This is a genomic window from Brevibacterium sp. (assembly GCF_022712115.1).
Classification (GTDB): Bacteria; Actinomycetota; Actinomycetes; order Actinomycetales; family Brevibacteriaceae; genus Brevibacterium; species Brevibacterium salitolerans.
This window is the reverse complement of the sequence record NZ_JALAHB010000105.1, coordinates 25,215-34,234: the sequence shown is the minus strand read 5'-3', so window position 1 is coordinate 34,234 and position 9,020 is coordinate 25,215. Positions and strand designations below refer to the sequence as shown.

Below are 9,020 nucleotides of genomic sequence, written 5' to 3'. Positions count from 1 at the left end.
GCCGCACCCCGCTCCGCCCTCTCCCGCGTGCTCGGCTACACCGGCTGGGAGCTGCTGCGCACCGTCCGGATGTTCTCCGCCACGTTCTTCGTCGCGGTCCTGCCGGTCGCCATGTTCCTCATCTTCGGCGGCATGGCGGACTACGGCGATGCCCCCATGGGCCGGGGCAACGGCAGCGCCTACGTCATGACCTCGATGGGCGTCTACGGCGCCGTCACCGCCATGACGAGCATCGCCGGCTCCGCCGCGGTGGAGCGTCAGCAGGGCTGGGGCCGCCAGCTGGGCCTCACGGCGCTGAGCAACGGCATGTACGCCGTGGGCAAGTGCCTCGTGGGGCTGGCGATGGCGCTGCTGCCCGTGGCCTGCGTGTTCACGGTCGCGGCGGCGATGGGCGCACGGCTGGACCATGCCGGCCTCTGGATCGCCACGGGGCTCCTCACCCTGCTGGGCGCCCTCCCCTTCGCCCTGTACGGCCTGGCCTCGGCCCTGCTGTTCCGCTCCGAGGCGGCCGTCTCCGTGGCGAGCGGGCTGCTCGTCCTCCTCGCGTTCTTCGGCAATCTCTTCATCCCGCTCTCCGGCACCCTTCTGTCCATCGCCAAGTTCTCGCCGCTGTACGGCTCCGCGGCGCTCGCCCGCTGGCCGCAGCTCGAGGGAGCGACGATCCCCATGGGCGACGGCCCTCCGCCGCCTGCGGACTCCCTGCTCGCGATCCTGGCAGGCGTCGCTGCATGGACCGCGGTGTTCGCCCTCATCTGCCTGCTGGCCGGACGCAGGCGCACGGCGCGCTGAGCGTGTGCGCCGGCACGTCGCTAGGGTGGAGGCATGAGCGAGGCGAAGACGCCCGAGGCCGGGGTCGCCGAGTACCGGCTGGCCGACAGGTGCCCGCGCGAGGACCTGGTCAGCACCCTCGTCATGGCCGGCGTCTGGCTGGGCTTCCTCGCCTTCCCCTTCTCCCGGATCCTCACGGATCCCGCTCCGTGGTCGCTGCGCGCACTCGGCATCGCCGGTCTGCTGGGCTTCTGCTGCGTCTACCTGTACGCCTATGTCCGGCCACGGCTGCTGCCCGCGCGCCCGCTGTGGGTCTCCACCAGCGTCTACACGGCCGGGATGGCTGCCTGTGCCGCCCTCGCCGCTCCCACCGGCGGTCCGGGCGTCCTCATCGCCTCGACCTACGTCTGCGCGCTGTGGCTCTTCACCCATCCGTGGCGCCGGGGGCTGCCGGTCGCCGCCGCCGTCCTCCTCGCGACGGTGGCGCTGACGGTGCTCGTCACGCAGGATCCTGCCGAGCGCTTCTGGATCATCGTGCCCCTGAGCCTGTCCGCGCTCACCATCGCGCTCGTCCGGTACGCCGTCGGCCGCGACGAGCGCACCCGGACGCTGCGCGAGGAGCTCACGCTCGCCCGGCAGCGGGAGGCGTTCGCCCGTGAGGTCCACGACGTGCTGGGTCACTCCCTCACCGTCATCAGCATGAAGACGCAGCTGGCCGCCCGGCTCGTCCGCAGCGATCCGGACCGGGCCCAGGAGGAGCTCGCCGCGATCCTCGCGCTCACCCGGGAGTCCATCGAGGAGTCCCGCTCCGTGGTCTCCCGCACCGCACCGCTCACGCTCGACGAACAGCTGGCGGCTGCGGCTCGTGCGCTCCGCGCCGCGGGGATCACCGCGGATCTGCCGCCCGCGAGCGCGACCGACGCGCTGAGCGCTCGCGCGGACGCCCTCTTCGCGGCCTGCCTGCGGGAGGCCACGACCAACGTGCTGCGCCATTCCGGGGCCCGCACGGTGCGCGTGTGCGTGGAGCCGGACCGCCTGCGCGTCGTGGACGACGGGGTGGGAGGTGCTGCGGGAGATCCCCGGGGACACGGCCTGGCGGGGATGCGCGCCCGGGCGCAGGCGGCCTCGGCGACGCTCACGGTGTGCGACGACCGGGCGGACGCCCTCCGGCCGGGGACACGGGTGGAGGTGCGGCTGTGAGCGACGGCGAGAGGCCCATCCGCGTGCTGCTGGCCGACGATCAGGCACTGGTCCGCGGCGCCCTGGCCGCCCTGCTCGCACTCGAGGACGACATCGAGGTCGTCTGCGAGCTCGACGACGGGGCAGGGGCCGCGCAGGCGGTGCGCGCACACGCCGTCGACGTGGCGGTGCTCGACATCGAGATGCCGGAGGTCGACGGCCTGGAGGCCGCCGAGGAGGTCCTCGCCGCCGGCACCGGCTGTGCCGTGCTCAACGTCACCACCTTCGGCCGTCCCGGCTACATGCGCCGTGCGGTGGAGGCGGGCGTGCGGGGCTTCGTCGTCAAGGACACCCCGGCCGAGGAGCTGGCGCAGGCGGTGCGCGAGGTGCACGCCGGGCGGCAGGTGCTGGACCCCGGCCTGCTCGCGCAGTCCCTGTCCGAGGGCCGGAGCCCTCTCACCGTCCGGGAGCAGGAGGTGCTCCGGGCGGCGCTCGACGGTTCGACGGTGCGGGAGATCGCCCAGGCGCTGCGCCTGTCCCCCGGGACCGTGCGCAACCACCTCTCCTCCGCGATCGGGAAGGCGCACGCGCGCACCCGCGCGGAGGCGGCGGCGATCGCCCGGGACCGGAGCTCAGCCGTGCGGACTCAGCTGTGCGGGACCACGACGGCGCGGCCGCTGAGCTCACCGGCCTCCAGGCGGCGATAGGCCTCCGGGGCCTCGTCCATCGTGAAGGTCTCCACGTCCGGCACGATCTGGCCGGCGCGGTACATCGCGGCGACGTCGTGGAGGTCCGCGATGGAGCCCCAGTAGGTGCTCATGAGCGCGGACTCGTAGGCGGTCCCGTAGAAGTTCCACTCCACCGTGCCGCCGGCGATGCCCACGATCACCACGGTGCTGCCCACCCCGGCACTGGACTTCGCGAGCTCCACGGTGGGTGCCGCGCCCACGAAGTCGAACACCGCGTCGGCACCGCGACCGCCGGTGAGCTCGCGGATGCGCTCGGCCTGGCCCTCGCCGCCGGGCACCGTGACCGCCCCGCGGGCGGCGGCCCGCTCCATGGCCTCGGGCTTGGTGTCCGTGGCGACGACGGTCGCGCCGGTGAGCGCCGTGAGGATCTGCACGGCGATCTGGCCGAGGCCGCCCAGGCCGATCACCAGCGCGTACCTGCCGCCCCCGGCCAGTGAGCGCTCCGCGAGGCGGACGGCGTGGTACGGGGTGAGTGCGGCGTCCGCGAGCGGTGCGGCGGCCACGGGATCGGCCTCGCCCAGCGGCACGAGGTTGCGGGCGGGCACGCAGACGTACTCGGCCATGCCGCCGTCGCGGCCCAGGCCGATCGCCAGTGCCGGGTTGGTCGCCGTGTTCTCGCAGTAGTTCTCGCGGCTCTGCACGCACTGGCGGCAGTGACCGCAGCCGGTGGGGCCGTAGACCAGGTGGGCGGAGCCCTTCTCCAGGCCGGTGACGCCGGGGCCCAGCTCCTCGATCCAGCCTGCGGTCTCGTGCCCCAGCACGAAGGAGGGCTGGATGTTGCCCGGATGCTCGGCGTCGAACTCGCGGTACACGGAGACGTCGGAGTGGCAGGCGCCGGCACCGGCCACCTTGAGGAGGACCTCGCCGGAACCGGGAGTGGGCCTCTCCACATCCTTGAGTGCCGGGAACTGGTGGAACTGTTCGAACACGACTGCGCGCATGGCGCTCTCCTCACGATCGGTGCGGGGACGCGGACTGCGACCGTGCCGCAGCGTCCCCCTATGCCCTGACGCTAATGCGTGAGGCCGCCGGTGTGCAGGGAATCCCACGATGGACGACGGCGAGGGCCGCAGGGCGGACGCCGGACCTCAGCGGAGGCGGTCCGCCAGCCTCCGCTGGGACTCGAGCAGGAGGCGGCCGATCTCCTCCGCACCCAGCTCCTCCATCCGCGCCACGGGGAGGGAGACGGAGATCGCACCGCGGAGATCTCCCGCCGCACCCCGCACCGGCACGCCCACCCCGGCCACGCCCTCGCGCCACTCGCCCTCGTTGACGGAGAAGCCCCGGGAGCGCGCCTCCTCCACGTGCGCCTCCACCCGCGCCCTGTCGAAGCCGGGCGCCTCCGCCTCGGCGGTCAGCACGGCCTCCGCCTCCTCGGCGCTCATCGCGGAGAGGAGGGCCCTGCCGGAGGAGCTCGAGTGGAAGGGGATGCGCGTGCCCAGGGGGAGGTAGGTGCGGATGGCGCCCACCCCGTCCGCGCGGGCCACGACGATCTGCTCCAGCCCGTCCCTGACCATGAGGTGGACGGACTCCCCCACGGCCTCACGCACGTGGTTCATCTCCTCCGTCGCGAGGCCGGCGAGCTCACCGGCCGGTGCGGCGCGCAGACCCGTGAGCAGGGCGCGGTTGGTGAGCGACCACTCCGCGTTCCGGTCCTCGCTCAGCCGCACCCAGCCCGCCTCCTGGAGGGTGAGCAGACACCGCAGCGTCGTCGTCTTGGGCAGCTGCGCCGCACGGGCCGCCTCGGACAGTCCCATGGGCGGATGCGAGGCGAGCGTCTCGAGGACGCCCAGCACGTTGAGCGCGCTCTGGATGGGCTTGGTCACTGGCTCCTCCTTCGTCGTCAGCGCCCCGCCGCCGGTGTGCGCGGAGACGGACGCTTGATGCAGATCAGGCCGATGAGGGGTATCCTATCCGTGGCGTGGACCACCGGTCCACACAGTAGACCGAGAACCCGGCCGCCGGCAGCCACCGCCGCGCACCACCCGCATGAGGAGAGGCACCCATGACCGTCGCATCCCACGAGACCGAGACCCGCAAGGACCTCCGCTCGCTCGTCGACCGCATCTGCCAGGACTTCCCGGACACCTACTGGCAGCAGGTCGACCGCGAGGACCGCTACCCGGAGGAGTTCGTGCAGGCCCTCACGGAGACGGGCTGCCTGGGCGCGCTCGTGCCGGAGGAGTACGGCGGCCTCGGCCTCGGCCTCGGCGACGCCTCCGTCATCCTCGAGCAGATCAACGCGAACGGCGGCAACTCCGGCGCCGTCCACGCGCAGCTCTACACGATGAACGCGGTCCTCCACCACGGCAGCGAGGAGCAGAAGCAGAAGTACCTGCCCGGGATCGCCTCCGGCGAGCTGCGCCTGCAGGCCTTCGGCGTGACGGAGCCCGGCGCGGGCACGGACACCACGAGCCTCAAGACCACGGCCGTGCGCGACGGCGACGAGTACGTGGTCAACGGCCAGAAGGTCTTCATCTCCCGCGCCCTGCAGTCCGACCTCATGATCCTCCTGGCCCGCACCACGCCGCTGGACCAGGTGAAGAAGAAGTCGGAGGGCCTCTCCCTCTTCCTCGTCGACATCCGCGACCTCCCGGGGCTGACCATCAACCCCATCGAGACGATGATCAACCACTCGACGAACGCCCTGTTCTTCGACGACATGCGCATCCCCGCCTCCTCGCTGATCGGCGAGGAGGGCAAGGGCTTCAAGTACGTCCTCACGGGCATGAATGCCGAGCGCATCCTCATCGCCAGCGAGTGCATCGGCGACGGCCGCTGGTTCATCAACCGGGCGGTGGAGTACTCGAAGGAGCGCGTGGTCTTCGACCGGCCGATCGGCTCCAACCAGGGCGTGCAGTTCCCGATCGCGCGCGCCCACGTGCAGCTCGAGGCCGCGGATCTCATGCGCTGGAAGGCCTGCGACCTCGCGGACGCGAACGAGCCCTGCGGCGCGGAGGCCAACATGGCGAAGATGCTCGCCTCCGAGGCCTCCTTCCAGGCCGGCGACACCGCCCTGCAGACGCACGGCGGCTTCGGCATGGCCACCGAGTACAACATCGAGAGGAAGTTCCGCGAGACGCGCCTCTACCAGATCGCGCCGATCTCCACGAACCTCATCCTCTCCTACGTGGGTCAGCACGTGCTGGGCATGCCCCGCTCCTTCTGACCCCGTCTCACAATCGGTCCTGCCATACGAGCCCTCGAGCTCTCATATGGCAGACTGCCGCGCGGGCGGATGCCGCTACCCCTGGCGTCCGCCCGCGCAGTCGCGCCACCCCGCGACCACTCGCGTGCCCGCGATCCGGAGCCGTCTGTCCGCCGACGCACACACCTGACGCTCACAGAGAAGCTGATCATGCACCATTCGTCCCCTCCCGGGAACTCCGACCTCAGCCGCCGAGGCCTGCTGGGGCTGGCCGCCGCCGTTCCCCTCCTCGCCGCCGCGGGCTGTGCCCCGGGCGCCTCCGACCGCGGCCTGCGCCCCGACGGCGCGCTGCGCGTCTCCAGCTACATCACCCCCGGCTACGACGACCTGTACCCCGGGCTGCTCGCCTTCAACGACGCCCTGGACCAGCGCCTCGGCGCCGGGGTCGTGGACTTCTTCGACTCGGGCTCGCTGCTCAACGCCGAGCAGCTCGTGCCCGGCATGCTGCGCGGCGTGACGGACGTGGGCATCCAGACCTCCAGCTACGTCTCCACGAGCTTCCCCATCCTCGGGGCGGCGGAGCTGCCCTTCGTCAACGACGGGTTCGAGCAGCTGCGGCGCGCGCTGGCGCCGGAGTCTCCGCTGGAGAACCTCATGAACGAGCACCTGCGCCCGCAGGGCATCATGAACCTCGGCGCCATGCCCTGCACGCTGCAGTGGCTCTTCACCGTGGACCGGCCGGTGGAGAAGCCGGAGGACCTGCACGGCCTGCGCATCCGCACCGCCGGCCATGTCGAGGGCCAGACCATCAAGGCCCTGGGCGGCTCGCCGGTGTCCATGTCCTCCGGAGAGCTGTACGAGGCGCTGGAGCGCGGGACCATCGACGGGATGGTCTCCTACCTGGGCACGGTCGTGTCCCGCGGGCTCGAGGACGTGCTCGGCTACGCCATGCAGGCGCACTTCGGCGGCTACAGCGTGGACGCCTACGCGAACACCCGCTGGTACGCGGACACCTCCCCGGAGGTCCAGGAGGCGCTGCTCGAGGCGGGCCGCGTCTATGCGGAGATCGGCACCGAGAAGCAGCTCGAGGTCTACGAGGAGTCCTACCTCCCCGGGGTCGAGGAATCCGGTCTGGAGATCATCCGCTACGACGAGGCGCAGGTCGACCGGTTCCGCGACGCCACCGCCGGCGTCGTCGACTGGTGGAGGTCCACCGTGGGCGACGACGAACTGGCCGACCGCGCACTGTCCTACGTGAAGGAGGCATGATGACCTCGGCATTCGCACTCCTGCGCCGTGTGACCACCGCCTGCCGCTGGGTCTCCGCGGCCGTCGTCCTGATCCTCATGCTCGTCACCGGCTTCGACGTCGTCATGCGCTACGCGCTCGCGCGACCGCTCGAATGGTCGATCACCGTCTCCATGCTGGGCCTCATCGCCATCGTCATCCTCGCCGTCCCGGACCTCGAGGCGAGTGACGAGCACATCGGCATGGACCTCTTCTATCGGAACTTCTCCGCCCGCCGGAAGGCCGTCGCGGACTGGGTCACCTTCCTCGCGACCTTCTCCTTCTGCCTCGTGGCGGGAATCGCGGCCGCGCGGACCACCGTCCACTTCGCCGATGCGAACCTGCTCACCGCAGGCACCTTCAACCTCCCCATCTGGCTGGGATACGCACTGCTCACGGTGGGTCTCCTCCTCACCGCGCTCACCACGCTCCTGCGCTTCCTCGTCAGGCGCATGGAGCAGAGGTCCGCCGCGAGCGCACCCGCAGCCGGCGCACCGGCCGCCCAGTCCCCCGCCGCACCGAGTCAGGAGGCATGAGCATGCTTGACGCACTCGCCGTGATCACGGCCGTCCTCGTCCTCCTCGTCCTCGTCTACCTCCGCACGCCCATCTTCGTCGCGCTCGGCACCTCCGGACTTCTGGGCCTGCTCCTGCTCGAGGGCTGGCGCGGGCTCGAGCAGATCCCCATCGCCTTCGTCTCCCAGCTGGAGAGCTACTCCCTCGTCGCCGCGCCCATGTACATCCTCATGGGCGAGATCCTCGCGGTGGGCGGCCTGGGACGCGCGATCTTCCGCTTCGCACACGCCTGGCTGGGCAGGCTGCCCGGCGGTCTCGCGGTCACCGCGGTGGGCTCCTCGACGGTGTTCGGCGCCCTCTCCGGGGTGAGCCTGTCCGCCGTGACCGTGGTGGGCCGCATGGCGGTGCCGGAGATGCTCTCCCGCGGCTACCGGCCCAGCTTCGCCACGGGAGCCGTGGTGGCCTCGGGCGCGCTGGCGATGCTCATCCCGCCCAGCCTCATGTTCATCCTCTACTCCTCCATCTCCGGGGTGAGCATCGGTGCGCTGTTCGCCGGCGGGATCGTCCCCGGCCTGCTGCTGGCCGCCCTCATGGTCGTCTTCGTCGTCATCGTCGCGGTCGTGAAGCCGGAGCTCGCACCGCGCGCGGACGACGGCATCACCTGGCCGGACCGCTGGAGGACCGTCCGCGACGTGGCTCCCGCGCTCATCCTCATCGCGATCGTGCTCGGCTCCATCTACACGGGACTGGCGACCGCCACCGAGGCCGCGGGCATCGGCGCTCTGGGTGCGCTGCTGGTCGTGGGGGTCTTCGACCGGGCGCTGACCAAGGAGAACCTCAGGAAGATCCTCGTCGGCACCACCCAGATCTCCGGCAGCCTGCTCATCATCGTGGGTGCGGCGTTCGTGTTCACGCAGATGCTCGTCGTCGTCCGGGCGGCGGAGGCCATCACGGAGTTCGTGGGGGCGATGGCCGTCCCGGACCCGGTGATCGTCCTGGGCCTCCTCGTCATCGTCATGGCGCTCGGCTGCCTCATCGACGCCGCCTCGCTCCTGCTGGTCGTCACGCCCATCCTGCTGCCGATCTTCGAGGCGATGGGCTACGACCCGCTCTGGGTGGGCGTCATCCTCGTGGTGACGCTGGAGACCGCGGTGATCACGCCGCCGGTGGGGCTCAACCTCTACGCGATGAAGTCCGTGGTGCCGGAGCTGGACATCGCGGCGATCATCCGCGGCGCGCTGCCCTACCTCGCGATCGAGGCGGGGCTGGTGGTCCTCATGGTCTTCGTCCCGGAGATCGCCACCTGGTTCCCCTCCCTCACTGCGGGCTGAACCCGCGGGAGGATCCGCACACGCACTGCGGGGGCAGGTCGTC

General features: G+C 71.5%; 9 protein-coding genes. 7 read left to right on the top strand and 2 right to left on the bottom strand.

What is annotated here, in order from left to right:
- The 3 genes from Q0A33_RS06490 to Q0A33_RS06480 form a co-directional block, all read left to right on the top strand.
- On the top strand, window positions 1-789 hold a 789-nt coding region (locus Q0A33_RS06490), incomplete at its 5' end, for an ABC transporter permease (protein WP_291794614.1).
- 33 nt (window positions 790-822) lie between these two features.
- Window positions 823-1,968 carry a histidine kinase gene (locus Q0A33_RS06485; protein ID WP_291794612.1) on the top strand — a complete coding sequence of 382 codons (1,146 nt, stop codon included), beginning with the start codon at window positions 823-825 and terminating at the stop codon, window positions 1,966-1,968.
- Window positions 1,965-2,654, top strand: a complete 690-nt coding sequence (locus Q0A33_RS06480; RefSeq protein ID WP_291794610.1) for a response regulator transcription factor — start codon at window positions 1,965-1,967, stop codon at window positions 2,652-2,654. The genes Q0A33_RS06485 and Q0A33_RS06480 overlap by 4 nt, the downstream gene beginning before the upstream one ends.
- On the opposite strand, the gene Q0A33_RS06475 is transcribed toward Q0A33_RS06480, so the two are convergent.
- Together Q0A33_RS06475 and Q0A33_RS06470 are read right to left on the bottom strand one after the other, a co-directional pair.
- Window positions 2,594-3,637: an NAD(P)-dependent alcohol dehydrogenase gene (locus tag Q0A33_RS06475; protein WP_291794608.1), complete on the bottom strand. Its 1,044-nt coding sequence runs from the start codon at window positions 3,635-3,637 to the stop codon at window positions 2,594-2,596. The two genes, Q0A33_RS06480 and Q0A33_RS06475, sit on opposite strands and share 61 nt — an antisense overlap.
- 147 nt (window positions 3,638-3,784) lie before the next feature.
- The gene (locus Q0A33_RS06470; RefSeq protein WP_291794606.1) at window positions 3,785-4,522 is read right to left on the bottom strand and encodes an IclR family transcriptional regulator; all 738 of its coding nucleotides are present in this window, start codon (window positions 4,520-4,522) and stop codon (window positions 3,785-3,787) included.
- Window positions 4,523-4,701: 179 nt separating this feature from the next.
- On the opposite strand from Q0A33_RS06470, the gene Q0A33_RS06465 reads away from it, so the two are divergent.
- The 4 genes from Q0A33_RS06465 to Q0A33_RS06450 all read left to right on the top strand — a co-directional run bounded on the left by Q0A33_RS06465 (window position 4,702) and on the right by Q0A33_RS06450 (window position 8,977).
- Entirely contained in the window at window positions 4,702-5,865 is a 1,164-nt protein-coding gene (locus Q0A33_RS06465; protein ID WP_291794603.1) for an acyl-CoA dehydrogenase family protein, read from the top strand.
- 189 nt (window positions 5,866-6,054) lie between these two features.
- The gene (locus Q0A33_RS06460) at window positions 6,055-7,113 is read left to right on the top strand and encodes a TRAP transporter substrate-binding protein (protein ID WP_291794601.1); all 1,059 of its coding nucleotides are present in this window, start codon (window positions 6,055-6,057) and stop codon (window positions 7,111-7,113) included.
- Window positions 7,113-7,667: a TRAP transporter small permease gene (locus Q0A33_RS06455; RefSeq protein WP_291794599.1), complete on the top strand. Its 555-nt coding sequence runs from the start codon at window positions 7,113-7,115 to the stop codon at window positions 7,665-7,667. The genes Q0A33_RS06460 and Q0A33_RS06455 overlap by 1 nt, the downstream gene beginning before the upstream one ends.
- Complete coding sequence (locus tag Q0A33_RS06450) at window positions 7,664-8,977, top strand: TRAP transporter large permease (RefSeq protein ID WP_291794597.1); 1,314 nt, start codon at window positions 7,664-7,666, stop codon at window positions 8,975-8,977. Before Q0A33_RS06455 ends, Q0A33_RS06450 begins: the two co-directional genes overlap by 4 nt.
- Window positions 8,978-9,020: the final 43 nt, after the last annotated feature.

Coding starts and splice junctions, on each gene's coding strand:
- Q0A33_RS06485 (WP_291794612.1), top strand. CDS start 823: ATGAGCGAGGCGAAGACGCCCGAGGCCGGGGTCGCCGAGTACCGGCTG.
- Q0A33_RS06475 (WP_291794608.1), bottom strand. CDS start 3,637: ATGCGCGCAGTCGTGTTCGAACAGTTCCACCAGTTCCCGGCACTCAAG.
- Q0A33_RS06465 (WP_291794603.1), top strand. CDS start 4,702: ATGACCGTCGCATCCCACGAGACCGAGACCCGCAAGGACCTCCGCTCG.
- Q0A33_RS06460 (WP_291794601.1), top strand. CDS start 6,055: ATGCACCATTCGTCCCCTCCCGGGAACTCCGACCTCAGCCGCCGAGGC.
- Q0A33_RS06455 (WP_291794599.1), top strand. CDS start 7,113: ATGACCTCGGCATTCGCACTCCTGCGCCGTGTGACCACCGCCTGCCGC.
- Q0A33_RS06450 (WP_291794597.1), top strand. CDS start 7,664: ATGAGCATGCTTGACGCACTCGCCGTGATCACGGCCGTCCTCGTCCTC.